Annotated in this window: 22 protein-coding genes; 9 read left to right on the forward strand and 13 right to left on the reverse strand. The window is 60.9% G+C overall.

The window, feature by feature from the left end:
* The 4 genes from PMI24_RS06515 to PMI24_RS06530 all read left to right on the forward strand — a co-directional run.
* A partial coding sequence (locus tag PMI24_RS06515) for a RidA family protein (RefSeq protein ID WP_007952037.1) occupies nt 1–366 on the forward strand: 366 nt, incomplete at its 5' end.
* A 78-nt stretch (nt 367–444) separates the two neighbouring features.
* Entirely contained in the window at nt 445–1,209 is a 765-nt protein-coding gene (locus PMI24_RS06520; protein ID WP_007952038.1) for an IclR family transcriptional regulator, read from the forward strand.
* Nucleotides 1,210–1,248: 39 nt separating this feature from the next.
* Nucleotides 1,249–2,469, forward strand: a complete 1,221-nt coding sequence (locus PMI24_RS06525) for an amino acid deaminase (protein WP_007952040.1) — start codon at nt 1,249–1,251, stop codon at nt 2,467–2,469.
* Nucleotides 2,469–3,401 carry a sugar kinase gene (locus PMI24_RS06530; RefSeq protein ID WP_007952042.1) on the forward strand — a complete coding sequence of 311 codons (933 nt, stop codon included), beginning with the start codon at nt 2,469–2,471 and terminating at the stop codon, nt 3,399–3,401. The genes PMI24_RS06525 and PMI24_RS06530 overlap by 1 nt, the downstream gene beginning before the upstream one ends.
* Before the next feature lie 125 nt (nt 3,402–3,526).
* On the opposite strand, the gene PMI24_RS06535 is transcribed toward PMI24_RS06530, so the two are convergent.
* Both PMI24_RS06535 and PMI24_RS06540 read right to left on the reverse strand, forming a co-directional pair.
* A complete protein-coding gene (locus tag PMI24_RS06535) occupies nt 3,527–3,802 on the reverse strand; it encodes a peptidylprolyl isomerase (RefSeq protein ID WP_007952044.1) in 276 nt (91 codons plus the stop codon).
* Between the two features lie 50 nt (nt 3,803–3,852).
* Nucleotides 3,853–6,390 carry a PAS domain-containing hybrid sensor histidine kinase/response regulator gene (locus PMI24_RS06540; RefSeq protein ID WP_007952045.1) on the reverse strand — a complete coding sequence of 846 codons (2,538 nt, stop codon included), beginning with the start codon at nt 6,388–6,390 and terminating at the stop codon, nt 3,853–3,855.
* Between the two features lie 127 nt (nt 6,391–6,517).
* On the opposite strand from PMI24_RS06540, the gene PMI24_RS06545 reads away from it, so the two are divergent.
* Complete coding sequence (locus tag PMI24_RS06545) at nt 6,518–7,627, forward strand: PilT/PilU family type 4a pilus ATPase (RefSeq protein ID WP_007952046.1); 1,110 nt, start codon at nt 6,518–6,520, stop codon at nt 7,625–7,627.
* A gap of 6 nt (nt 7,628–7,633) precedes the next feature.
* Here the strand turns inward: PMI24_RS06545 and PMI24_RS06550 are convergent, their stop codons facing one another.
* The 10 genes from PMI24_RS06550 to PMI24_RS06595 all read right to left on the reverse strand — a co-directional run bounded on the left by PMI24_RS06550 (nt 7,634) and on the right by PMI24_RS06595 (nt 20,602).
* A complete protein-coding gene (locus tag PMI24_RS06550) occupies nt 7,634–9,589 on the reverse strand; it encodes an acetoacetate--CoA ligase (protein ID WP_007952051.1) in 1,956 nt (651 codons plus the stop codon).
* A 63-nt stretch (nt 9,590–9,652) separates the two neighbouring features.
* On the reverse strand, nt 9,653–10,426 hold the full coding sequence (gene hbdH / locus PMI24_RS06555; RefSeq protein ID WP_007952053.1) for a 3-hydroxybutyrate dehydrogenase: 774 nt from the start codon (nt 10,424–10,426) through the stop codon (nt 9,653–9,655).
* 7 nt (nt 10,427–10,433) lie between these two features.
* Entirely contained in the window at nt 10,434–11,825 is a 1,392-nt protein-coding gene (locus PMI24_RS06560; RefSeq protein ID WP_007952055.1) for a GntP family permease, read from the reverse strand.
* A 272-nt stretch (nt 11,826–12,097) separates the two neighbouring features.
* Nucleotides 12,098–13,513, reverse strand: a complete 1,416-nt coding sequence (locus tag PMI24_RS06565) for a sigma-54 interaction domain-containing protein (RefSeq protein WP_007952056.1) — start codon at nt 13,511–13,513, stop codon at nt 12,098–12,100.
* 165 nt (nt 13,514–13,678) lie between these two features.
* Nucleotides 13,679–15,253: an ABC transporter ATP-binding protein gene (locus PMI24_RS06570; protein WP_007952057.1), complete on the reverse strand. Its 1,575-nt coding sequence runs from the start codon at nt 15,251–15,253 to the stop codon at nt 13,679–13,681.
* Nucleotides 15,254–15,266: 13 nt separating this feature from the next.
* On the reverse strand, nt 15,267–16,289 hold the full coding sequence (locus PMI24_RS06575; RefSeq protein WP_007952058.1) for an ABC transporter permease: 1,023 nt from the start codon (nt 16,287–16,289) through the stop codon (nt 15,267–15,269).
* Entirely contained in the window at nt 16,289–17,350 is a 1,062-nt protein-coding gene (locus PMI24_RS06580; protein ID WP_007952064.1) for a microcin C ABC transporter permease YejB, read from the reverse strand. Before PMI24_RS06580 ends, PMI24_RS06575 begins: the two co-directional genes overlap by 1 nt.
* Nucleotides 17,350–19,218, reverse strand: coding sequence for an extracellular solute-binding protein (locus tag PMI24_RS06585; RefSeq protein WP_007952066.1), 1,869 nt, complete (start codon nt 19,216–19,218; stop codon nt 17,350–17,352). The genes PMI24_RS06580 and PMI24_RS06585 overlap by 1 nt, the downstream gene beginning before the upstream one ends.
* A 135-nt stretch (nt 19,219–19,353) precedes the next feature.
* Entirely contained in the window at nt 19,354–19,635 is a 282-nt protein-coding gene (locus PMI24_RS06590) for a peptidylprolyl isomerase (RefSeq protein ID WP_007952068.1), read from the reverse strand.
* Between the two features lie 97 nt (nt 19,636–19,732).
* Complete coding sequence (locus PMI24_RS06595; RefSeq protein ID WP_007952070.1) at nt 19,733–20,602, reverse strand: esterase/lipase family protein; 870 nt, start codon at nt 20,600–20,602, stop codon at nt 19,733–19,735.
* Nucleotides 20,603–20,936: 334 nt separating this feature from the next.
* Here PMI24_RS06595 and PMI24_RS06600 point away from each other — a divergent pair, with 334 nt between their 5' ends.
* Nucleotides 20,937–22,058 carry a hypothetical protein gene (locus PMI24_RS06600; protein ID WP_007952072.1) on the forward strand — a complete coding sequence of 374 codons (1,122 nt, stop codon included), beginning with the start codon at nt 20,937–20,939 and terminating at the stop codon, nt 22,056–22,058.
* Between the two features lie 66 nt (nt 22,059–22,124).
* Here the strand turns inward: PMI24_RS06600 and PMI24_RS06605 are convergent, their stop codons facing one another.
* Nucleotides 22,125–23,195, reverse strand: a complete 1,071-nt coding sequence (locus PMI24_RS06605) for a 3-deoxy-7-phosphoheptulonate synthase (protein ID WP_007952074.1) — start codon at nt 23,193–23,195, stop codon at nt 22,125–22,127.
* Nucleotides 23,196–23,844: 649 nt separating this feature from the next.
* Between PMI24_RS06605 and PMI24_RS06610 the strand changes: the two genes are divergently transcribed.
* The 3 genes from PMI24_RS06610 to uvrC form a co-directional block, all read left to right on the forward strand.
* Nucleotides 23,845–24,288, forward strand: a complete 444-nt coding sequence (locus PMI24_RS06610) for a GNAT family N-acetyltransferase (RefSeq protein ID WP_045121675.1) — start codon at nt 23,845–23,847, stop codon at nt 24,286–24,288.
* Nucleotides 24,289–24,415: 127 nt separating this feature from the next.
* Nucleotides 24,416–25,057, forward strand: coding sequence for a response regulator transcription factor GacA (gene gacA / locus PMI24_RS06615; RefSeq protein WP_032829778.1), 642 nt, complete (start codon nt 24,416–24,418; stop codon nt 25,055–25,057).
* A gap of 2 nt (nt 25,058–25,059) precedes the next feature.
* Nucleotides 25,060–26,248 (forward strand): excinuclease ABC subunit UvrC (uvrC, locus tag PMI24_RS06620; RefSeq protein WP_007952078.1); only part of this gene is annotated, 1,189 nt, incomplete at its 3' end.

Below are 26,248 nucleotides of genomic sequence, written 5' to 3' on the forward strand. Positions count from 1 at the left end.
GGCAGCACCGCCGCTGGCGCCCAGCCTCGTCCATTCGCCCGCGCCGTTGAGGCCGATGGCTGGCTGCACGTTTCCGGGCAGGTGCCGGCGGTGGATGGCGAGATCATTGTGGGCGGCATCGTCGAGCAGACGCACCAGACCATGAAGAACCTGATCGCGATTCTCGAAGAGGCCGGTTATGGCCTGGAAGACGTGGTGCGCGCTGGCGTGTGGCTGGACGATCCGCGGGATTTCACCAGTTTCAACAAGGTCTTCGGCGAGTACTTCAAGCCCGAACACGCACCGGCCCGGGCCTGTGTGCAGGCGAGCATGATGGTCGACTGCAAGGTCGAGATCGACTGCATTGCGTACAAGAAAAAGGCTTGAGTATCGACCGCTCCCGCGCAGAGCGTGGGAGCGATCTTTCGCGATAAACTCCCGGCACTTTGAATGGGAACCACTGAAATGACCGAAGACACCATCAAGCGCCGGGCACGCGGTCTGGACCGGGCGTTCGATATCCTCGATTTCCTCAAGGAAATCGGCCAGCCACTGCGTCCGAACGACATCGCCAACGGCATCGGCAGCCCGAAATCCACGGTCTACGAACTGGTGGCCTCGTTGCTCGAACGGCGGATTCTGGAGCCGGTGGGCAAGGACGGTCACGTCTATCTCGGTCGTCAGTTGTACTTCCTGGGCCAGGCGCATTTGCGTCACTTCGACCTCAGTCGCGAAGCCGATCACGCCTTGCAGGAGATCGTCAGTCAGACCCGGGAAACCGCGCAGATGTGCCTGCTCAACGGGCGCAAATACACGGTAGCGCTGATGAAGGAGGGCGAGCGGCATTTTCGCATTTCTTCCGATATCGGCGAGAACGCGCCGATCCCGTGGACCGCCTCCGGGCGGCTGCTGCTGGCGCACTTGAGTGATCAGCAGATCAGCGACCTGATCGACCCTGACGACTTCATCCTGCCGGGTGGCGAACGCCTGCCGATGGAGACGTTTCTGGCGGAAATCCGTCAGGCCGGCATCGACGGTTTCTTCTCCTTCGACAGTGTCGCCGACACCTTCACCCATTGCTTCGCCGCGCCGGTCAAAGACCCGAGCGGCGTGGCCATTTGCACCCTGTGCATCGTCGCCCCGCGCGCCGATGCCAAAACCAATTACAACGACTATCGCCGGGTCTTGATCGAGAGCGCCAACAGCCTCGCCCGGCGAATCAACGAATAACCGCGCTTGCCTGCGGGCGCGACTGTGAGGAGTTCGACCATGACGACTGCCAACAACACTGCTGCCGTGGAAAAGGGCGATGCCGCCATCGGCGCGCAACTGGTGCGTGACATCAGCCTGCCGGCGCTGGTGCTGCACCGCGAAGCGCTGGAACACAACATCCGCTGGATGCAGAAATTCGTCAGCGACAGCGGCGCCGAACTCGCGCCCCACGGCAAGACCAGCATGACCCCGGCACTGTTTCGTCGTCAGCTCGACGCCGGTGCGTGGGGCATCACCCTGGCCAGCGCCACCCAGACCCGCGCCGCTTACGCCCACGGCGTACGCCGGGTGTTGATGGCCAACCAACTGGTCGGCACGCCGAACATGGCGTTGATCGCCGATCTAATGGCGGCCGATTCCGGCTTCGATTTCTATTGCATGGTCGATCACCCGGACAACGTCGCCGATCTGGGCGCTTACTTTGCGTCGCGCGGTGTGCGGCTGAACGTGATGATCGAGTACGGCGTGGTCGGCGGCCGTTGCGGTTGCCGCAGCGAGCAGGAAGTCATCGAACTGGCCAAGGCCATCGGCGCACAACCGGCGCTGGCCCTGACCGGCATCGAAGGTTACGAAGGCGTGATCCATGGCGATCACGCCGTGACCGGCATCCGTGAATTCGCCGCCTCGCTGGTGCGCCTGGCGGTGCAGTTGCAGGACAGCGGCGCGTTCGCCATCGCCAAACCGATCATCACCGCGTCGGGTTCGGCCTGGTACGACCTGATCGCCGAATCGTTCGAAGCGCAGAACGCTGGCGGGCGTTTCCTCAGCGTGCTGCGTCCCGGCAGTTACGTGGCTCACGACCATGGCATCTATAAAGAGGCGCAGTGCTGCGTACTCGACCGTCGCAGCGATCTGCACGAAGGCCTGCGTCCGGCACTGGAAATCTGGGCCCACGTGCAGTCGATGCCGGAGCCGGGCTTTGCCGTTATTGCCCTGGGCAAGCGTGACGTGGCGTTCGATGCCGGGATGCCGGTGCCGTTGCTGCGTTACAAGGCCGGTGTGCTGCCGGCGGTGGGCGACGATGTCGGCGCCTGCAAAGTGACGGCGGTGATGGACCAGCACGCGTTCATGACCGTGGCGCCGGGCGTGGAATTGCGCGTTGGCGACATCATTTCCTTTGGCACTTCGCACCCGTGCCTGACCTTCGACAAGTGGCGCGTAGGGCTGCTCGTGGACGAGCAGCTGTCGGTGATCGAAACCATGGAAACCTGTTTCTGATGAACACGCTCAGTCCATTGGGTCCGAACACCCCGCGCATCGCCCTGATCGGCGAATGCATGATCGAACTCCAGCAACGTGCCGATGGCAGCCTGCAACAGAGCTTCGGCGGTGACACGCTGAACACGGCGGTCTATCTGTCCCGCGCCATGGGCGACAAGGCGCAGGTCGATTACGTCACGGCGCTGGGTGATGACAGCTTCAGTGACGCGATGTGCCGCATTTGGGCCGACGAAGGCATTGGTCTGGATCTGGTCCAGCGCTTGCCCGGTCGTTTGCCGGGCCTGTATTGCATCCAGACCGACGCCGCCGGCGAACGTCGTTTTCTGTACTGGCGCAACGAAGCCGCAGTGCGCGACTGCTTCACTACGCCAGCCGCCGCACCGATTTTGGCTGCGCTGCCTGATTACGATGTGCTGTATTTCAGCGGTATCACGCTGGCAGTGCTCGGTGCGCAGGGGCGGGAAAAGCTGATCCAGACCTTGATCGAAGCCCGCCAGCGTGATGCGCGAATCGTCTTCGACAACAACTACCGCCCACGCCTGTGGGCCTCGGTGGAAGAAGCGCGGGCTGCGTATCGCAGCGTGTTGCCCCATGTCAATCTGGCGTTGCTGACGGTGGACGACGAGCAGGCGTTGTTCCATTTCGAAGACTGTGATGCGGTGTTTGAAGCGTACGCGCAGATCGGCACGCCGGAAGTGGTGCTCAAGCGCGGCGCTGAAGCTTGTCTGATCCGTTGTGACGGGGAAGCGTTTGAGGTGTCGGCGCAGAAGGTCGAAAAGGTGGTGGACACCACGGCGGCGGGGGATTCGTTCAGTGCGGCGTATCTGGCGAGTCGCTTGCTTGGAGGGAGCCCGACGGAAGCGTCGCAGGCCGGCCATCTGCTAGCGAGCCAGGTTATTCAAGTACCCGGAGCTCTGATTGCGAAGTAATCGGTGAATGGCCGATTGCCGGGCAATCGGATCGCGAGCAAGCTCGCTCCCACAGTGGTTGAGTGTCGTTCACAGCTCTTATGTGGGAGCGAGCTTGCTCGCGATTTGGGCCCGAAGGCAAACACTCAATCTCGGTAAAACACCTGCACCAGGTGATACCCGAATTTGCTCTTGATCGGCCCGTGCACGGTGCGCAGCGGTTTCTTGAAGATCACCGCATCGATCGCACCGACCATCTGTCCCGGCCGCACTTCACCCAGATCGCCGCCGCGCTTGCCGGACGGGCAGGTCGAAAACTTCTTCGCCAGCACATCGAACGCTTCACCGTTGGCGATGCGTTGTTTGAGTTTTTCAGCCTCTTCGGCGGTTTTCACCAGAATGTGGCGGGCTTGGGCTTTCATCGTGCAATACCTGTAGCGGGGTGACGGCGGGGCGCGGATTATGCCTCAAGTCACGGGTTTTGGCTGATCATCGTGCGGATCTTGCCGGCCAGCTGCTCGATGGAAAACGGCTTGGCGACCATGTCCATGCCGTCCTCAAGAAAGCCCTGACGCTCGGCGGCTTTCTGCGCGTAACCGGTCATGAACAACACCTTGAGCCCCGGACGATGCTGGCGGGCGATCTCCGCCATTTGCCGGCCGTTCATGCCCGGCAGGCCGACGTCGGTCACCAGCAGGTCAACCCGCAGATCCGATTCGAGCAATGGCAGGGCACCCTTGGCGTCTTCGGCCTCATGGGCGCGATAACCCAGCTCCTTGAGCAGGTCCATGACCAGCATGCGCACCGCCGGATCGTCCTCGACCACCACCACGGTTTCGCCGGTGGCGACAGCGGGGGCCTCGGTGACCGTTTCGATGACCGGCCGCTCCGGTTCCAGTGCATACAAACGAGGCAAGTACAGGCGCACGCAGGTGCCCTGGCCCGGCAGACTGTCGAGGCTGACGTGCCCGCCGGATTGCTGGGCAAAGCCATAAATCATCGACAACCCGAGCCCGGTGCCCTGGCCGATCGGCTTGGTGGTGAAGAACGGATCGAACGCCTTGGAACGCACTGAAGGCGTCATGCCGGTGCCGTTGTCGCTCACCGCCAGCATCAAGTAGTCGCCGGCCTTGACCGGTTCGAGGGTGGTGATGTCGTTGCCGTCGAGGTAGACGTTGGCCGTTTCGATCAGCAGCTCACCGCCGTCGGGCATGGCATCGCGGGCGTTGATCACCAGGTTGAGCAGCGCGTTTTCCAGTTGACTGACATCAGTGCTCACCGGCCATACGTTGTCGGCCAGGCGCAACTTGAGCTCGATCGGATCGCCCTTGGTGCGGCGGATCAGGTCCTCCAGCGAGTGGATAAGCTCGTTGACGTCGAGGGTCTTGCGATCCAGCGACTGGCGCCGGGAGAACGCCAACAGTCGGTGGGTCAGCGCCGCCGCGCGGTTGGCCGAGGACACCGCCGCGTCGGTGAAACGACCGATCTCATCGGCGCGGCCACTGGCGATGTAGCGCTGCATAAGGTCGAGGCTGCCGATGATGCCGGTCAGCATGTTGTTGAAGTCGTGGGCGATGCCGCCAGTGAGCTGGCCGACCGCTTCCATTTTCTGCGCGTGGCGCAGGGCGTCTTCGGCGCGTTCGCGTTCGAACATCTCGTTCTGCAAACGCTGGTTGGCCTGGGCCAGTTGTTCGGTGCGCGCACTGACGCGTTCCTCAAGGGTTTCATTGAGGTTGCGCAGGGCTTCTTCGGTCTTTTTGCGTTCTGTTTCATCGATCACGAAGATATAGAAACCGTTCACCGCACCGTCCGCGCCGTGACGCGGCAGGTAATTCATCAAGGCATGCCGCTGGCTGCCGTCGCGGTGTGGCGTGTACAGGCTGAACGAGCAGGGACGACCGGCCAGGGCTTCGGCGATGTACGGCGCCCGCAGGAAATAGGCCTCTTCGCCGATGACCTCGCGGATCGTGCGACCGTACAACTCCTGCGGCGTGAGCCCGTACCAATCGAGGTACGCGGCGTTGTTCAGCCGAAAGCGTTCCTCATGGTCGACATAACTGATCAGAATCGGCATGGCGTTGATGATCAGTTGCAGCTCGGTCTGGCTTTGCCGCAGTGCCTGTTCGGTGTGCTTGCGCTCGGTCAGGTCCAGCGCGGCGCCGAGGAAACGCATCGGCCGGCCATGATGGTCCTTGTAGCAGCGCCCGCGCGCGAACACCCAGCGCAGCTCGCCATTGGCTTGCAGCAGGCGGTATTCCTCGGCGTATTCAGTGCCGTGGGTGATGCAGTGCTTGATGCTGCGGGCAATCAGGGCGCGGTCTTCAGGGTGCACACCGTGCAGGTATTCGCTGATCGGCAACTGACCGGCCAGCGCCGGATCGACACCGTGCAACTGGGCGAAATGCGCATCGGCGATGAAGCGGTCTTCGCCAATGTCCCAATCCCAGGTGCCGACCGCATCGGTGGCCGCCAGCGCCAGTTGCAGGCGTTCTTCGCTTTCGCGCTGGGCCTTGAGGCTGTCTTCCGAGCGCTGTTGTAGTTCCAGGGCGATACGCCGGCGTTCGTTGGTTTCGATGGCGGTGACCAGAATGCCCGCCACTTGAGCGCTTTCGTCGCGGATCGGGCTGTAGGTCAGGTCCAGCCAGAAGTCGGAGTCCTGGCCGTCCCGTTGCAGGGTGAAGCGGCGTTCGCTGTAGGTTCGCACCTGGCCTTGTAGGACGGCGCTGTAAATCGGGTCGGTAAAGTCTCGAAGTTCCGGCCATATCTGGTGCGCCGGTTGTCCGAAAGCGTGCGGATGCTTGCTCCCGGCCAGCAACGCGAAGCCGTCGTTGTAGATTTGGGTCAGGTGCGGGCCCCACAACAGCAGCATCGGCATCGGCGAGTGAATCACGATGTCCACCGCGGTGCGCAGGCTCTGTGGCCAGGTGCCGGCGGCGCCCAGCGGGCTCCGGCTCCAGTCGGTGCGGGCAATCAATGCCTGGGCGTCGTTGGTGTTCGGTACAGCGTTCATCACATCAATCCTGGGCGTCGGTCGGTGAGGCGGCGTCTACTATCCTAGTGCGGTAGACGCTGTAAGGCCCGTCGCGTCACGACGCACGGTCTTAAGTTCATTGAAAGCTTCGCAGGTGCTTTTGGCCATGGAAATCGATGCATTGCTCAAACAACTGGCGAGCCGCCACGGTTCGGATCTGTTCCTGTCCACGGGCGCACCGCCCAGTGCGCGGTTCGACGGGGTGCTGACGCCCTTGAGCGATCAGCCGTTCAAACCCGGCGAAGTGGCGACTGTCGCCGCCTCCCTGATGGACGCCGAGCAGCGCCGGGAGTTCGACCGGGATCTGGAAATGAACCTGGCGATTTCCCGCACGGGTATCGGGCGCTTCCGGGTCAACATCTTCAAACAACGCAACGACGTGTCGATCGTGATCCGTAACGTCAAACTCGACATTCCCCGGTTCGAAGACCTGAAGCTACCGTCGGTGCTGCTCGAATCGGTGATGCTCAAGCAAGGCCTGATCCTGTTCGTCGGCGCCACCGACTCGGGTAAATCCACGTCGCTGGCGGCACTGATCGATCATCGCAATCGCCACAGCAGCGGGCACATCATCACCATTGAAGACCCGGTGGAATACATCCATCGTCACAAGAAATCGATCATCAACCAGCGCGAAGTCGGGGTCGATACCCGCAGCTTTCACGCTGCGCTGAAAAACACCCTGCGCCAGGCCCCGGACGTGGTGCTGATCGGCGAAGTCCGTGACCGTGAGACCATGGAGCATGCGCTGGCCTTCGCCGAAACCGGGCATCTGGTGCTGTCGACGTTGCACGCCAACAACGCCAATCAGGCGCTGGACCGGATCATCAATTTCTTTCCCGAAGAGCGACGGCCGCAATTGCTGCATGCCTTGGGCAATCACCTCAAGGCGTTCGTCTCGCAGCGTCTGGTACGAACCCGGGACGGTCAGCGACGGGCCGCCGCCGAGGTGATGCTCGGTACGCCGACGATTGCCGACCTGATCCGGCGCAATGACTTTGGCGAGCTGAAAACCATCATGGAAAAATCGGCAGAACTGGGCATGCAGACCTTTGACGCTGCACTGTTCGCGTTGGTGGAAGAAGGGGTGATCGATGAAGACGAGGCCCTGAAAAACGCAGATTCGGTCAACAACCTGCGCCTGCGTCTGAAGCTGCACGCCGACACCATGCCGTCCCCACCGCCCTCGACCGGCGAGTGGGGACTGATGGACTGACAGGCTTCAGTCGCGAAGTTCGACCCGATTGCGGAACTGCTCCAGCGCTTCAGGATTAGCCAGGGCATCGGTGTTTTTCACCGGTTCACCGTGCACCACATTGCGCACGGCCAGTTCCACCACTTTGCCGCTGATGGTGCGCGGAATATCGGTGACCGCGACGATCTTCGCCGGTACATGGCGCGGTGTGGTGTTGGCGCGGATCACCTGGCGGATCTGCTGTTGCAGCGCGTCATCCAGCGCTACGCCTTCCTTGAGGCGGACGAACAGCACCACGCGCACATCGTCCTGCCACTGCTGGCCGATGGCAACGCTATCCAGCACCTGCGGGACTTTCTCCACCTGACGGTAGATTTCCGCCGTGCCGATGCGTACGCCACCGGGGTTGAGCACGGCGTCGGAGCGTCCGTGAATCAGCATCCCGCCGTGAGGCAACTGTTCTGCGTAGTCACCCTGGGCCCACGCGCCGGGGAACTGGCTGAAATAGGATTTGCGCAGCTTCTCGCCGTCGGAATCGTTCCAGAGTCCGATGGGCATCGCCGGGAATGGTCGGGTGCACACCAGCTCACCTTTCTCACCAATCACCGGTTGCCCGGCGTCGTTCCACACTTCCACCGCCATGGCCAGGCTCTTGCCCATGATCTCGCCCCGGCGGACCGCTGACATCGGGTTGCCGTTGACGAAGCAGGACACGATGTCCGTACCGCCGGACATCGAGGACAGGCAGACGTCCGGTTTGAAGTCGCGATAAACGAAGTCATAACTCTGTGGCGACAGCGCGGAGCCGGTGCAAAGCAGGGTTTTCAGGTGGCTCAGGTCGTAGCTTTCGCGCGGCTTGATGCCGCTGCTTTCCAGGGTCGCGAGGAATTTCGGGCTGGTGCCGAACACGCTGACTTGCTCGTCGTCGAGCAGCTCCAGCAACCGCTCGTTGTCCGGATAAAACGGTGAGCCGTCATACAGCACCACCGCGCTGCCGACCGCCAGTGCCGAGGCCAGCCAGTTCCACATCATCCAGCCGCAGGTGGTGTAGTAGAACAAACGGTCGCCGGGGCCCAGGTCGACATGCAGCCCGTGTTCCTTGGCGTGTTGCAGCAACACGCCGCCGGTGCTGTGAACGATGCATTTCGGCACGCCGGTGGTGCCGCTGGAATAGAGCACGTACAGCGGATGATCGAACGGCACCGGGACGAATTGCGGCTCATCACCCGGCTCATAGAAGTCGTCCCACAGCGTGACGTTGGCGGGCGTCCGGTAATCGGAGACATGGGCGTGGGGGCGCGCGTAAGGGACGATGATCAGCTGTTGCAGTGAAGGCAGTTGTTCGAGGATTTCATTGATCTTGACGGTCTGGTCGATCTCTTTGCCGGCGTAACGGTAACCGGCGCAGGTGATGAGTACTTTCGGTTCGATCTGGCCGAAGCGGTCGATCACGCCGTGGGTGCCGAAGTCCGGCGACGAACACGACCAGATCGCGCCGAGACTGGTGGTCGCGAGCATCGCTACCAGGGTTTGCCAGGTGTTGGGCATGCATGCTGCAACTCGGTCGCCTAGCGCAACACCGGCCGCTTGCAGACTGGCCTGGAACCCCGCGACCTGCTGCGCCAGTTCGGCCCAGGTCAGCAGTTCACGCTGGCCGTTTTCCCCGATAGCGATCACGGCGATGGCATCGTCGCGGCGACTCAGCAGATGCTCGGCGAAATTCAGGGTGGCGCCGGGAAACCACTCGGCGCCCGGCATTTTCAGGCCGCCACGCAGAACGGCGTCCGGTTGGGTGTGAAAACTGATGCCGAAGAAATCCACGATCGCTTGCCAGAACGCTTCGCGCTGGTCGATGGACCATTGATGCAGGGCCGGGTAGTCGTCGAGCTTCAGGTGGTGGCGCTGATTGATGAAGCGCCGAAAGCCGTCCATGCGGGATCGGGCAATGCGTTTGGCATCGGGCTGCCAGAGAATGTCGGACATGGTTTGCCTCTTATTGTTTGTCAGAAGGCTCCCACGACAGCGTGGGAGCGATCAGTTGCAAGCTTACTGCGCCAGCCATCCGCCATCGATGTTCCAGGCGGCGCCACGCACCTGGCTGCCGGCTTCGCTGCACAAAAACAGCACCAGTTCACCCAGATGCGCTGGGGTGACGAACTCCAGCGACGGCTGTTTCTCGGCCAGCAGATCGTGTTGCGCCTGTTGCGGGTCGACACCTTTGGCTGCGCGATCATCGATCTGCTTCTGCACCAGTGGCGTCAGCACCCAGCCCGGGCAAATGGCATTGCAGGTGACATTACTGGCGGCGGTTTCCAGGCCGACCACCTTGGTCAGGCCGATCACGCCATGCTTGGCCGCCACATACGCAGCTTTACCGGTGGAGCCGACCAGACCGTGCACCGAGGCGATGTTGACGATCCGCCCCCAACCCTTGGCGCGCATGCCCGGCAAACTCAGGCGAGTGCTGTGAAACACCGATGACAGGTTGATCGCAATGATCGAGTCCCAGCGCTCCACCGGAAACTCTTCCACCGCCGCGACGTGCTGGATGCCCGCGTTGTTGACCAGAATGTCCACGCCGCCGAACTCGCGCTCGGCGTAGGCGATCATGTCGGCGATCTGCGCCGGGTCGCTGACGTCTGCCGGGTGATGGCCGACCTTGCCGCCGAACTGCTCGACTTCGGCGATCACCTTGGAGGCGTCGCCAAAACCGTTGAGGATCAGGTTGGCGCCAGCCTTGGCCAGCGTCAGGGCGATGCCCAGCCCGATGCCGCTGGTGGAGCCAGTAACCAGTGCGGTCTTGCCAGAAAGAGTCGTCATCAATACCTCACACAATGCCAGTGGCGTAGAAAGTGCCGATCACCACGAAAACCGCCAGGGTCTTGATCAGCGTAATACAGAAAATGTCCTTGTAGGCCTCACGGTGAGTCAGGCCGGTGACGGCGAGCAGGGTAATCACCGCGCCGTTGTGTGGCAGGGTGTCCATGCCGCCGCTGGCCATCGCGGCCACCCGGTGCAGCACTTCCAGCGGAATGTTGGCAGCGTGGGCAGCGCTGATGAATTGTTCGGACATCGCTGCCAGCGCGATGCTCATGCCGCCCGAAGCAGAACCGGTGATACCGGCCAGCAGGGTCACGGTGATCGCTTCGTTGACCAGTGGATTGGGGATGCTCTTGAGCCAGTCGGCCAGCACCAGAAAACCTGGCAACGACGCGATGACCGCGCCGAAACCGTATTCCGACGCGGTGTTCATCGCCGCCAGCAGCGCACCGCTGACTGCGCTTTTGCTGCCTTCGGCGAGCTTGCTTTTGATCGCTTTAAAACCGAACGCGAGCACCATCAGGATGCCCACCAGCAATGCTGCCTGCACCGCCCAGATCGCCGTGAGTTTGGCGATTTCAGTGGTGACCGGCGCGGCCATGCCCGGCAGCGCGAGGCTGTGGGTCTTGCCGTACCACTGCGGAATCCATTGGGTGAACAGCAGGTTCATGATGCCCACCGCCAGCAGCGGCGACAGGGCGATCCACGGGTTAGGCAGCTTCAGGTCTTCGGCGGTTTCCGGTTCATTGCGCAGTTCGGTGCCGTAGCCTTCGCCGGCACGCTGCGCCTTGTTGCGCTGGCGCTGCAGGAACAGCATGCCGGCGCAGAACACGAAAATCGTGCCGATCACGCCCAGCCACGGCGCTGCCCACGCGGTGGTGTTGAAGAAGGTGCTGGGGATGATGTTCTGGATCTGCGGCGTGCCGGGCAGGGCGTCCATGGTGAAGGAGAACGCGCCGAGGGCAATGGTTGCCGGGATCAGGCGCTTGGGGATATTGCTCTGGCGGAACATTTCCGCTGCGAACGGGTAGACCGCGAACACCACGACGAACAGCGAAACGCCGCCGTAGGTGAGAAGGGCGCAGACCAGCACGATCACCAGCATCGCCTGGCGGGTGCCGAGCAGACGAATCGCTGCCGCGACGATCGAGCGGGAGAAACCCGACAGTTCGATCAGCTTGCCGAACACGGCGCCGAGCAGGAACACGGGAAAGTAGAGTTTGATGAAGCCGACCATCTTCTCCATGAACACCCCGGTGAAAGCAGGGGCGACGGCGGACGGGTCGGTGAGCAGGACGGCCCCGAGGGCGGCGATCGGGGCAAAAAGGATAACGCTGTAGCCACGGTAGGCGGCGAGCATCAGCAGCGCGAGGGCTGCCAAGGCGATGATCACACTCATGGTGTGCTCCTTCGATTGTTATTTTTGTGGGTGGAACGGGTGTGGGGAGCGCTATAGCGAGATCTGTGCCAGATGGTTAAGTTATTGAAATAAAAGGAATTAATTTGATGTTTGGCGGTGGTTTTCGAAGTTTTGTCTCTGTTTGGAGACATCTATGGCTGTGAGGACGCTTTCGCGGGCGAGCCCGCTCCCACAGTTGAGCGCATTCCGCTGTGGGAGCGGGCTTGCCCGCGATGCTTTTGATGTTTCTCTCTATGGGGAATGGTGTCTCTCTATTGAGACTCTGCGATCCCAAGCGCGATCATCTTCTTGTAAAGCGTCGAGCGTCCAAGCCCGAGCCGTTCAGCCGCTTCAATCACCTTGCCCCCGCATTGCGCGAGGGTGGATTGAATCAACTGCCGGTCAAACCGTTCGCGGGCCTGACTGAAGGTTTCGTTGGTTATCGGCTCTGACAGAGGCGCCAGCGCTCGCTCAACCGGTGTAAACGTGCCAATCGCCGCACGAATGTCATCCGCCGTCAGCATCAAGTCATCACTTAGCAACGCCGCCCGCTCCAGCATATTGCGCAGCTCGCGGATATTCCCCGGCCAGGCGTGCTGACCCAACAGCTCCAGCGCTTCGCGATTCAGCTCATGCTGGCTGCGCAACTCCTCCAGAATCGCCTCACTGAGCGCTGGCAGATCGTCCAGCCGTTCCCGCAGCGGCGGCACCTGAATCGGCAGCACGTTGAGGCGGTAGTACAAATCCGCGCGGAATTCGCCGCGCTTGATCGCCGCTTCCAGATCCGTCGAGGTCGCGGCAATCACCCGCACATCGCTCTGGATCACGTCGTTGGAGCCTACGGGCTCGAATTCCTTTTCCTGCAACACCCGCAGCAATTTGCTCTGCAGCGGCAGCGGCATGTCGCCGATCTCGTCGAGAAACAGCGTCCCGCCCTGAGCAATCTGCAACTTGCCGGTGCGACCCTTGCGATCGGCTCCGGTGAAGGCGCCGGGCGCGGTGCCGAAGAACTCGGCTTCGAGCAGCGCTTCGGGAATCGCCGCGCTGTTGATGCTGACAAAGGCCTTGTGCGCTCGAGGCGAAGCGCCGTGGATGGCCTGCGCCAGCAACTCCTTGCCGCTGCCGGTTTCGCCCAGCAACAGAACCGGCGACTCGGCACTGGCGCTGCGACGGGCACGGCGTTTGACTTCCAGGCTGGCAGCGCTGGTGCCGATGAAGTGGGCAAAGTTGTATTTGGTCTGCCTTGCGCGCAGCAGAGAACGGGTCGAGGCCAGTTCTTCCTGCATGCTCAGATAGCGCTTGAGCATCGGCGACAGCGTGCGCAATTCGTCGAACAGGGCAAAACCGATGGCGCCGATCACTGATCCGGCGTCGTCATGAATCGGCAGGCGCATCACCACCAGCGGTTCTTTCGGGGTGTCCTGCATGTCCAGCAGAATCGGCCGCCCGGTGCGCACCACCTCGCGCAGCAGGCTGCCGGGGATCACGCTTTCGCAGGGCTTGCCGATGGCCCCAGCGGCGGAGTCGAGCCCGAAGCGTCGGGCGTAGCGTTCGTTCATCCAGACGATGTTCGCGTCGCGGTCGACAATCACCGTGCCTTCACTGGATTGCTCGATGATCTCGAACAACGAACGGATCGCCAGCGTGCGAACCCGTTGGTAATCCTTGAGGCTTTCGGTGGTGTTCATCTGACTGATCCTGAATGTGTGCCGCCAGGCCTGGCCCTATCGCTGGCAAGCCAGCTCCCACAGGGCTTTTGGTCGTTCACAAATGTCGTGTACCCCGATAAACCTGTGGGAGCTGGCTTGCCAGCGATAGCCGCGGCGCGGTTCAAAGGCATGCGCTGATTATGCCTATCCCGGATGCGCCGCCGCCAACAGCTCTTTGGTATAGGGATGCTGCGGTGAGTCGAACACGTCATGGCTGGCGCCGCTTTCGACCACCTTGCCGTCCTTGATCACGATCATGTCGTGGGCGAGGGCGCGTACCACGGCAAGATCGTGGCTGATGAACAGATACGTCAGGCCGTGTTTTTCCTGAAGCTGGCGGAGCAGGGCGACCACCTGTTTCTGCACGGTGCGATCCAGCGCCGAAGTCGGCTCGTCGAGCAGAATCAGCGCCGGTTTGAGCACCAGTGCCCGCGCGATGGCAATGCGCTGACGCTGGCCACCGGAGAACTCATGGGGATAGCGATGACGGCTTTCAGGGTCGAGGCCCACTTCCTTGAGCACGCGGATCACCTGGTCGTCGCACTCGTCGGCAGTCGACTGGCAATGCACTTCCAGCCCTTCGCTGATGATCTGCGCCACCGACATGCGCGGGCTGAGGCTGCCGAACGGGTCCTGGAACACCACCTGCATCTGCCGGCGCCACGGCCGCATCTGCTTCTGGTCGAGACCGTCGAGTGCCGTGCCCTGGAAGCGAATGCTGCCCTTGGAGTCGAGCAGCCGAAGGATCGCCTGACCGAGAGTCGATTTGCCCGAACCAGACTCGCCGACGATGCCCAGCGTCTTGCCGCGCTGGATGTTCAGGCTGATACCGTCCACCGCGCGCAGGTATTGTTTGCGCTGGAACAGCCCGCCGCCGACGGTGAAATCAACCCGCAGGTCATCGACTTCCAGCACGTTCTCGCGTTCGTCCCGGGGCAGTGCTTCGCCTTCCGGTTCAGCGTTGAGCAACACGCAGCTGTAAGGGTGTTTCGGCTCGGTGAACAGGGTTTCGCACGGCGCCTGCTCGACGATCTCACCGGCCTTCATCACGCATACCCGTTGGGCGATGCTGCGCACCAGATTCAGGTCATGGCTGATCAGCAGCAGCGACATGCCGAGGCGCCGTTGCAGGGATTTGAGCAGCAACAGGATCTTGCGCTGCACGGTCACATCGAGGGCGGTGGTCGGCTCGTCGGCGATCAGCAGTTCGGGCTCACAGGCCAGGGCCATTGCGATCATCACCCGTTGGCGCTGGCCGCCGGACAGCTGATGCGGATAAGCCTTCAGACGTTCTTTCGGTTTCTGGATGCCCACCAGTTCGAGCAGTTCGAGGATCCGTGCCTGAGCTTCCTTGCCGCCGAGGCCACGGTGCAGCAACAGGGTTTCGCCGATCTGCTTTTCAATCGTGTGCAGCGGATTGAGCGAGGTCATCGGCTCCTGGAAAATCATGGCGATGCGGTTGCCCCGCAGATCGCGCAGGGTCTTGGGATCGGCGCCGACCAGTTCCTGGCCACGATAACGAATGCTGCCGGTAGTCCGGGCATCGCATTCGGGGAGCAGTTGCAGGATCGAATGGGCCGTCACCGACTTGCCCGAGCCCGACTCGCCGACCAGTGCAAGGCACTCGCCGGGGCGGATGTCCAGGCACAGGTTGCGCACCACGGTCTGGCCATGGAAGGCGACGCTGAGATCACGGATTTCGATCAGATTGTCAGTCATATCAAGGTTCCGTTCATGAGCGCGGGTCAAAGGCATCGCGCAACGCTTCGCCGATGAATACCAACAGGGAAAGAATCAGCGCCAGGGTAAAAAACGCGGTTAACCCGAGCCACGGCGCTTGCAGGTTCTGCTTGCCCTGACCGATCAACTCGCCCAGTGACGCGCTGCCGGCGGGCATGCCGAAGCCGAGGAAATCCAGCGCGGTCAGGGTCGAAATCGCCCCGGTCAGAATAAAGGGCAGATAGCTCAGGGTCGCGTTCATCGCGTTGGGCAGGATGTGCCGGACAATCACTTTGCGATCGCTCAAGCCCAGGGCCCGAGCAGCCTTGACGTACTCCAGGTTGCGCCCGCGCAGAAACTCGGCGCGTACCACGTCCACCAGCGCCAGCCAGGAAAACAGCGCCATGATCCCCAGCAGCCACCAGAAGTTCGGCTCGACGAATCCCGAAAGGATGATCAGCAGGTAAAGCACCGGCAATCCTGACCAGACCTCCAGCAATCGCTGGCCGAGCAGATCGACCCAGCCGCCGTAATAGCCCTGCAGGGCACCGGCTGCGATACCGATCAAGGCGCTGACAAATGTCAGCATCAGGGCGAACAGGATCGACACCCGGGCGCCGAAGATTACCCGAGCCAGTACGTCGCGCGCCTGGTCGTCGGTGCCCAGCCAGTTGACCGAAGTCGGCGGGCTCGGCGCCGGTTTGTTGAGGTCGTAGTTCGGGGTGTCGTCACTGAACGGAATCGGCGGAAACAGCAGCCAGCCACCGTCCTTGCGGATCAGCTTCTGCACGTAATCGCTGCGGTAGTCGGCCTGAAACGGCAGTTGTCCGCCGAACTCCTGTTCGGTGTGGCGCTTGAATACCGGGAAGTACCATTGACCCTGATAACTGACGACCAAAGGCTTGTCGTTGGCGATCAGTTCGCCGCCGAGGCTGAGCAGGAACAGGCCGATAAACAGCCACAGCGACCACCAGCCCCGGCGGTTTTTCTTGAAACGTTCGAAACGGCGACGGCCCAGAGGCGAGAGCTTGAACATCAGGCGTTCCTCGCGGCGAAGTCGATGCGCGGGTCGACCAGCGTGTAGCACAGGTCGCCGATCAGTTTTATCAGCAGGCCGAACAGGGTGAAGATAAACAGCGAGCCGAACACCACCGGATAGTCACGGGACACGGCCGCTTCGTAACTCATGCGCCCAAGGCCGTCGAGGGAGAAGATCACTTCGATCAGCAATGAGCCGGCAAAGAATACGCTGATGAACGCCTGGGGAATGCCCGACACCACCAGCAGCATTGCGTTGCGGAACACGTGTCCGTAGAGCACCCGGTTTTCGCTCAGGCCTTTGGCACGCGCGGTGACCACGTATTGGCGAGTGATTTCATTGAGGAACGAGTTTTTGGTGAGGATGGTCAGGGTGGCGAAACCGCCGATGACCAACGCCGTGACCGGCAATACCAGGTGCCAGAAATAGTCGGTGATCTTGCCCAGCGTCGACAGGGATTCGAAGTTGTCGGACACCAGCCCGCGCACCGGAAACCAGTTCAGCGACGTGCCGCCAGCGAACACCACGATCAGAAACATTGCGAACAGGAATGCCGGCATCGCATAGCCGATGATGATCGCCGTGCTGCTCCAGATATCGAAGTGACTGCCGTGGTGCACGGCTTTGCGGATGCCCAGCGGGATCGACACCAGATAAGTGATCAACGTCGCCCACAGCCCTAGGGAAATGGTCACCGGCATTTTCTGCAGGATCAGGTCGGTGACCGTGGCGCCACGGAAGAAGCTCTTGCCGAAATCCAGCTGCGCATAGTTCTTGAGCATCAGCCACAGGCGTTCATGGGCGGGTTTATCGAAGCCGTACTGTTTTTCGATGTCCTTGATCAGTTGCGGATCGAGGCCACGGCTGGCGCGGGACGTGCCGCTCATGGTCTCGCTCGCACCGCCGCCGACACTGGCGCCGCCGATGCCTTGCAAGTGGGCGATGGCCTGTTCCACCGGACCACCCGGCGCGGCCTGGATGATCACAAAGTTGACCAGCAGAATGATCACCAGCGTCGGGATGATCAGCAGCAGGCGCCGCAGTATGTAAGCCCACATCAGTGCGGCCCTCCGGGTCTGCCACGGCTGATTTTCTCGGCCGTCATCTGCTGGTTGGTCAGCGGCGTGCTGCTGATTTCCCACCAGCTCTCGATCGCCTCGTCATTGCTCGCCTGCACGGTAGGAATGCCGAAACGGTTCCACCACACGGTCGACGTGCCCGGCGGGTAATAGTTGGGAATCCAGTAGTAGTTCCATTGCAGCACCCGGTCCAGCGCATGGGCGTAACGCAACATGTCGGCCTGGGTCGAGGCGCGGATCAGGCCGTTGATCAAGGTGTCGACCGCCGGGTTCTTCAGCACCATGTAATTGTTGGCGCCCGGGTCGTTGGCCGACGCCGAACCGAAGTAGTTCAACAGTTCGCCGCCGGGGGAGGTGGTGACCGGGTAGCCGGTGACGATCATGTCGTAGTCACGACTCATCAGGCGATTGACGTACTGCGAGGAGTCGATGCGACGGATGTCGAGGTTGATGCCGATCTGCTTCAGCGTGCGCTTGTACGGCAGCAGCAGGCGGTCCATGCCGTTCTGGCTGACCAGGAAGGTGAAGCTCAACGGCTCGCCACGATCGTTGACCAACTGGTCGCCATCGGGTTTCCAGCCGGCCTGTTCCAGCAGCTCCAGCGCTTGCAGTTGTTTGTCGCGGATAATGCCGCTGCCATCGGTCTTCGGCGCTTCGAAGACCTGGGTGAATACCTCGTCGGGAATCTGTCCGCGCAAGGGTTCGAGAATCTTCAGTTCGGCGGCGTCCGGCAGCTTGCGGGCGGCCAGATCACTGTTGGAAAAGTAACTCTGCTGGCGGATGTACATGTTGCGCATCATCTGCCGGTTGCTCCACTCGAAATCCCAGAGCATGGCCAGTGCCTGGCGAACGCGGCGATCCTGGAATATCGGCTTTTGCAGGTTGAACACGAAGCCCTGGGCCGACTGCGGCGCTTCGGTGGCCAGGTGAGCCTTTTGCAGACGACCGTCGCTCAGGGCCGGGCTCTCGTAACCGATGGAGTAGCCGGTGGCGGAGAACTCACGGTTGTAGTCGTAGGCGCCGCCGCGCAGGACCTGGCGGGCGACGTCGGTGTCGCCGAAATACTCGATGCTGAAGTGATCGAAGTTGTACAGGCCACGGCTGACCGGCAGGTCCTTGCCCCACCAGTCGGGATTGCGTTCAAAGGTGATGCTGCGTCCGGAGTCGACCTTGCCGACTCGATACGGGCCACTGCCCAGCGGCGGTTCATAGCCGCCACCACCGGCGAAATCACGGGTCTTCCACCAATGCTCGGGAAATACCGGCAGCGTGGCGATATCGAGCGGCAGGGTGCGGTTTTCGTTGCTCTTGAAATCGAAACGCACGGTGAGCGGGGCTTCGACTTCGACGCCTTTGACGTCGGCGAACTGGGTGCGATAACGCAGGCTGCCCTGGGTCATCAGCAAGTCATAGGTGTAGCGCACGTCTTCGGCGGTGATTGGCTTGCCATCGGCAAAGCGAGCCTTGGGGTTGATAAAGAAGCGCAACGACAGGCCGTCCTCCGATCGCTCCATTTTCTGCGCTACGAGGCCGTATACGGTGTAGGGCTCGTCCATCGAGCGCTGGGCAAGCGGGGAATACAGCAGGCCGTCGATCTGGCTGACGCCGATGCCTTTATCTATATACGGCAGGACGTGGTCGAAGTGGCCGATCTCGATGGCCGAGCGGCGCATCGTCCCGCCCTTGGGCGCCCGGACGTTGGTGTAATCGAAGTGACTGAAGCCGGGCGGGTACTTTGCCGGTTCGCCATAGACGGTCATCGCATGCTGGGGTGCGGCGTCCACACCGGTGATCCCAAGCAGCAGGGTCACGGCAGTAAACATCAATGTCGGGAAAGCCAGTCGCATTGTCAGCCTTAAAGCCGGGTAATCGATAAGCGCAATTTGTACGCGAGCGGCGCGCCGTTCGCCAGCGGTGTGGTGTAACCAAAACAAAACGGCCCGCCATCAGGCGGGCCGTTGCACAGCAGGTCGGGCTGAATATCAGTCCTGACGGCTGGTGACTTCCAGCAGGTGGTAGCCGAACTGGGTCTTCACCGGGCCTTGCACGACGTTGATCGGCGCGCTGAATACCACGGTGTCGAATTCCTTGACCATCTGGCCAGGACCGAACGAACCCAGGTCGCCGCCCTGACGGCTGGACGGGCAGGTGGAGTTGGCCTTGGCCACTTCGGCGAAATCAGCGCCACCTTCGATCTGGGCCTTGAGTTCGTTGCACTTGGCTTCGCTGGAAACCAGGATGTGGCGGGCAGTGGCTTTAGCCATGGGGAAACTCTCCAATCAAATCAGTAAAGGAGGGAGCCTACCGGATTCAGTGGCCGATTTCTCGGCAAAGTTCCATTCGCTCGTCTGATACCGGTCGCTACAGATTAGCTGCTTGCAGGCGCAACGCATGTTCCACGTAGAGCTGGATCGGATCGTTCTCCGTGGTGCGCTGACCGATGCCCCGACGCAGGCTGCGCAAATGGTCGAGCGGATAATCGGAGCGGATCACGGTGCCGAGGTGAGAGCTGAAACGGCCGACAAAACCGTCGTTCTGCGCGGGTTCTGTAATGAAATATTCCGACAGGGCCAGGCAGATGCCTTGCACCGGGTCGAGGGCCTGCGCGGTCAGCTCTGGCACAACGCCACTCCACGAATAATAGCGAACACCATCGACCCGCTCGGCACCCTGGCCACCCCAGGTTTCGGGAAGGCCCTGCGGGTATTTGTCATTGAATTGGCCGACACCTTCCGTCGTCAGCGCATTAAGTGCTGCCAGTGCATGGCGAGGCAATGTTTTGTGCCCGCTGAGCAGAGATAAAAAGTTGGAAAACAACGTAGCTACGTTCTGGGCCACGGTCTCCGGCAGCCGTCCGGGGATCAATGCCTTGCGCAGGAAGTCAGCCAGCTCCGAACCGTGATTGGGACCGCTGACCGAGGTCACGGAAGCGACCTTGTGTGGCGCAAGCGCCGCAGCATACCGAGCCGTCAGTGCGCCCTGGCTGTGACCGATCAGGTTGACTTTTGTCGCGCCTGTGCCTCGGAGCACGGAGTCGATCTGCGAAAGCAATTGCTCGCCTCGCACTTCGTTGTCATGAACCGCGGACATGTGCGGCACGAATACCTGCACCCCGACAGCCTTGAGCGCCTGTTTGACGTCATGAAACAGTTCGAAAGGGCCAATGCGCTCGAATCCGAACAGACCATGCACCAACAGTACGGGATAGAGAGTTGTGGCATTTAGTTGCATTTTTCGTCCTTGATCGCAGAGATTCATCGATGTTGTCTGCGTGCCACTCTAAAACAGTCGTTGCGCAGGTGATGCCTGAAGAGTCTTTCTAGTGGGGTGGAAACTGGATCAGTGTGCGTATGAAATTTCACTTTTGAATGAAATCCGGTTCTGAATATTTGGAGGGGTCTAGCCTCGGCGAATGTGTTTTCCCCATTTTTGCCTACTCGACCCAGTGCCTTTAGCTCTGTCTCGCCGGGTGCCCGGCTGACATCGTGGAGGCGATGAAACGCGTTAAATAGAGGCTCTTTGACGCAGCCCGCCGGCGTGTCATTTCCATGGAATGGAGCAGCGAATGAACATGACGGATGAACTGGTAACGGCTTCGCAAGTGCGAGGCATGGGGATGGATGCTGAACGGGTCGGGGTCTTCGGACATTGTCGGACACGCGAACACGCTTTATCGCTGCCCGTACCCGCAATCGATTCACTGGAGGGTGCAGTTCTTGATCCCTCTCTGAATCGGGTAGTCGTGCGGATCGCCCCCTATCCAGGAATGGCCTGTGGGGACAGGATCGTGTTGAGCTGGTGTGGCCACGATATCGAAGGTATGCCGTATCAGCATGAAGTCACGCGATTTGTCAGCGAAGCCCAGTTGGGCAGGGAGATCGTTCTGGTCGTTCGGGGCAATCACATCGCGGCGCTGGACGGAGGTTCGCTGGAGGTGTTCTGGACATTGACCAGTGCCTCGCATCCGGAGCCACTGATTTCCTTGCGCAGGCAACTGGATGTCGGAGATGTTCGTTACAGCCTCATGCCGGTCACCCTCGAGGACGCTGTCGGGGGCAGTCTTGACCCCGCACGCATCATCGACGGGACCTCGGTCACGCTTCAGCCCTATGCCGGAATGTGTGTTGGCGACCGGGTGCGGTTGATCTGGGAGGGGGGCGCGCATGAGACATCACTTCGAGACACGCTGATCGTCGAGTCCTTTGCTGTCGGTCGGCCTCTGGTGCTGGGGATCGCACCCGAGTTCATCACGCCGCATCTCGGCGGGGAAGTGGTGATTCGATACAGTGTCGAACAGCAAAGCGGCGCGATTCGCGAATCAGGTGTGACGCGAATCAACATTGCTCCTCTTGAAAGGGATGTATTGGCGGCACCCCAGGTGCTCGAAGCCGATGACGGGGTACTCGATGTGCAGGATGCAATTGACGGCGTCAGTGTATTGATCAGTGATGCGCGGGTAGAGGAGGGGGAGCTGGTTTATCTCAAGTGCGACGGCGAGTCATTCTTTCACCGCGATGACCGCGAAATAATCAGCGGAATGGCCATGCAACCTTTGGTCTTCATCGTGCCGTATCGATTCTGGCGCGAACATGTGGACACCCTTGTGCAAGTGTCCTATTCGGTCGAGAGGCTTGATGATGTGAGTCAGATGTCCAGCGTGACCCTGATGCGAGTAGTGCAGGGTTGATGTGTCGACGTTGAGCATCGGCTGGCCCTCCGGGTCAATGACATACACCGGAGGGCGGTTTGACTGTCAGGCCTGTTGTCGAATGCGTTGCGCGGCATCCAGCAACAGGCACTCTGTTGCAGCGAAACCGAGGCAGCCATCAGTCACCGAAACGCCATAACGCAGCGACTCGCTCAGGGGCTGGCATCCCTCGAACAGATGCGACTCGAGCATCATGCCGATCAATGAACGATTGCCTTGCAGTCGTTGTTCCAGCACATCGTTAAACACGCCCGGCTGGCGGATTGGGTCCTTGCCACTGTTGGCATGGCTGCAATCGACCATGATCCGGCTCGGAATTTTCAGGCGGTTCAACTCGGTGTTGATGACGGCAACGCTTTCGCGGTCGTAGTTCGGCCCTTGGTGACCACCACGCAGCACCAGGTGGGTGTCCGGATTGCCCGGGGTCTGGATGATCGCCGGGTGGCCCTGGCTGTCAACGCCGAAGTGGCGATGGGCATGGGCTGCCGAACGCATTGCGTCAACGGCGACGGTCACACCGCCATCGGTGCCGTTCTTGAAGCCGACCGGCATGCTCAACCCGCTGGCCATTTCCCGGTGGATCTGTGATTCGGTCGTACGGGCGCCAATGGCGACCCAGCTCAGCAAGTCATCGAAGTACCCGGCAGCCATGGGCTGCAGCAGTTCGGTGGCAATCGGGAGCCCGAGGCGGATCATTTCCAGCATCAGTTCGCGCGACAGCGTGAGACCGGCAGCCATATCGTCGCTGCCATTCAGATGCGGATCGTAGGCAAGGCCTTTCCAGCCGACGGTGGTGCGAGGTTTTTCGACGTAGGCACGCATCACGAGCAGCATGTCATCACGGACCTCTTCGGCCAGGCGCGCCAGTTTGCTGGCGTATTCGAGCGCGGATTCGGGGTCATGAATCGAGCAGGGGCCGACGATCACCAGCAAGCGCGGGTCATGGCCATCGAGAATCGCGCGGACCGCCTGGCGGTGGGCGACGACTTGCTGGTTCAGCGCATTGCTCAGAGGCAATTGCTGTTTGAGTTGCAGCGAACTCGGCAGACGCAGGGTCAATGCTTCGTTGGCAGGGTTCAGGGTGGACAGTGGCAGAGCAGAAACGGACGAGTTCATATTCGGTCTTCCTGGGCGGATGGCGGGGGCGTCCCGCTCACTCGGCCCTACTGGGGTGTTCGACAATTGGCCGGATTGGCTACGTGTGTTGGCTTGCCACCTGTGGGTGACCGATCGGAGGCGGCAGGCTGTCCCGAGCGGAGGCTGGTAAATCGCCAGGCGGTAAAACTGTCGTGACGGTAATAAGTGGCGTAGTTCATTGGTTGAATCCTCAAAGTGTCTGGTGTGTTGCTGAAAAAATCAGGGTCTGAAAAAACAAAACCCCCGGTCGGGAGGCCGACCGGGGGTTGAGAAATCTCTGGTAGGCGACCCGTTCAAATGGGCGCCGTGTGGGTATCAGGCGCGCCAGTGGCTAAACCAATACCCAAAATAAAAGCTTGCAGGAGCAGCGCAGACGCCGTTCACCCGGGCAGCCGCAACCGAGCGCGAGGCGCTGGCGGTACGAAGCTGTGAGAGGGTGTTGAACATGAGCTGTCTCCAAAGAATGCGCCGAGCTTACTAGAGGCGGCTGCGCGTCAGCAATCAGAAATTGCTATCGAACGCACAAGAGGGCCTCTATGGGTTGAGCGCCCGCCAAGGTGTGACACACTCTGCTTTCTGAACGTGTGCTCAAGGAAGGGGCATGAACTTGAAGAAGATCGAGGCAGGAATGAGTTTTGAGTTACGCCAGGCAACGTCCGCCGACCTGTCGTTTGTACGAGAACTGACTTGCCGAAACATGCTCCGCTACTACATTCACTATGAGTTGCTGTGGCAGGACGAGGCATTTGATGTCGCCTGGGCCGGGCGCGAAAACTGGTTGATCCTTCGCGAAGGCGAATTGATGGGCTATTTCAGTCTGAGTCGTGATGCTCGGGCCGTGTATATCCGCGAATTGCAGATCGTCGAAAGCGCTCAAGGCCAGGGCGCGGGATCCTGGGCGATCGATCAGGTTGCTGCGATGGCTCGGCTGGAGCGTCGCCCGGCGTTGCGCCTGACGGTGTTCAAAAACAATCCGGCGCAAAACCTGTATCGAAGAAAAGGAATGTTTGTGCAGGGCGAGGACGAGTGTTTCCTGCGAATGCAGCTCGATTTCAGTACACCTGTGCTCTGAAACCCACGGCTGGCAAGCCCTCGATGAAGAATTGAAACTTTTTATATGTCGCTTGCCGCTAGGTCTGCCCGGCACTTTTTGCTAAGGTGTCCGGCATCCCAATAAGACCATATCGCGAGGTGTCTGCTTGATTAGGGTGCTAGTGGTCGACGACCATGATCTCGTTCGTACAGGCATTACACGGATGCTGGCCGATATCGATGGCCTGCAGGTGGTAGGCCAGGCCGAGTCCGGGGAAGAATCCCTCATCAAGGCTCGTGAGTTGAAGCCCGACGTGGTGCTGATGGACGTCAAGATGCCGGGCATCGGCGGCCTCGAAGCCACGCGCAAACTGTTGCGAAGTCATCCTGACATCAAAGTGGTCGCGGTCACCGTGTGTGAGGAAGATCCGTTTCCTACACGGTTGTTGCAGGCCGGTGCGGCGGGGTATCTGACGAAGGGTGCCGGATTGCCGGAAATGGTTCAGGCCATTCGCCTGGTGTTCGCCGGCCAGCGCTATATCAGCCCGCAGATTGCCCAGCAGTTGGCCATCAAATCCTTTCAGCCGACCAATGATTCGCCGTTCGATGCGTTGTCGGAGCGGGAAATCCAGATTGCGTTGATGATTGTCGGCTGTCAGAAGGTTCAGATCATTTCCGACAAATTGTGCCTGTCGCCGAAAACCGTTAACACCTACCGCTACCGCATTTTCGAGAAGCTATCGATCAGCAGCGATGTCGAGCTGACGCTGCTGGCGGTTCGACACGGCATGGTTGATGCCAGCCTCTGACCATGACTGAAGCATTCGATTCGGGCGCCTTTCTCTCGACCGTCAGCGGGCGCCCCGGCGTGTATCGCATGTTCGACAGCGATGCGCGTCTGTTGTACGTCGGCAAGGCCAAGAACCTCAAGAAACGTCTGGCCACCTACTTCCGCAAGACAGGCCTGGCACCGAAAACCGCGGCACTGGTCGGGCGTATCGCCCAGGTCGAAACCACTATCACCTCCAACGAGACAGAGGCGTTGCTGCTCGAGCAAACCCTGATCAAGGAGTGGCGGCCGCCGTACAACATCCTGCTGCGCGACGATAAATCCTATCCCTACGTCTTTTTGTCTGACGGACAATTCCCGCGCCTGAGCATTCATCGCGGGGCTAAAAAGGCCAAGGGCAAGTATTTCGGTCCCTATCCGAGTGCGGGGGCGATTCGCGAAAGCCTCAGTCTTCTGCAGAAGACGTTCTTCGTGCGTCAGTGCGAGGACAGTTACTACAAGAACCGGACCCGGCCGTGTCTGCAATACCAGATCAAGCGTTGCAAGGCGCCCTGTGTCGGGCTGGTCGAGCCTGAGGTTTACGCCGAAGATGTGCGTCACTCGGTGATGTTCCTCGAAGGACGCAGCCATGCGTTGACCAATGAGCTGTCGACGGCGATGGAAGAGGCTGCAATCAACCTCGAATTCGAGCGCGCCGCCGAACTGCGCGACCAGATTGCCTTGCTGCGCCGGGTGCAGGATCAGCAGAGCATGGAAGGCGGAACGGGTGATATCGATGTGATCGCCGCGTTCGTCAATCCGGGCGGTGCCTGTGTCCACCTGATCAGCGTGCGGGGAGGGCGGGTGCTTGGCAGCAAGAACTTCTTCCCACAAGTCGGGATTGAAGAGGAAGTGGCCGAGGTCATGGCCGCTTTCCTCGGGCAATACTTCATCAGTAGCCCTGAACGCGATTTGCCGAGCGAACTGATCGTCAACGTCGTGCACGAAGACTTCCCTGCGCTGATCGAGGCCATTCAGGCGCTGCGCGGACGTGAGCTGACCATCAGCCATCGGGTACGCGGTACACGGGCGCGCTGGCAGCAACTGGCAGTGACCAATGCCGAACAGGCGCTGGGTGCGCGGCTGGCCAACCGTCAGCACGTTGCCGCGCGTTTCGAGGCACTGGCTGAAGTGTTGAACCTCGATGAGCCGCCGCAACGGCTGGGGGGCT

The organism is Pseudomonas sp. GM25 (assembly GCF_000282255.1).
Classification (GTDB): domain Bacteria; phylum Pseudomonadota; class Gammaproteobacteria; order Pseudomonadales; family Pseudomonadaceae; genus Aquipseudomonas; species Aquipseudomonas aphyarum.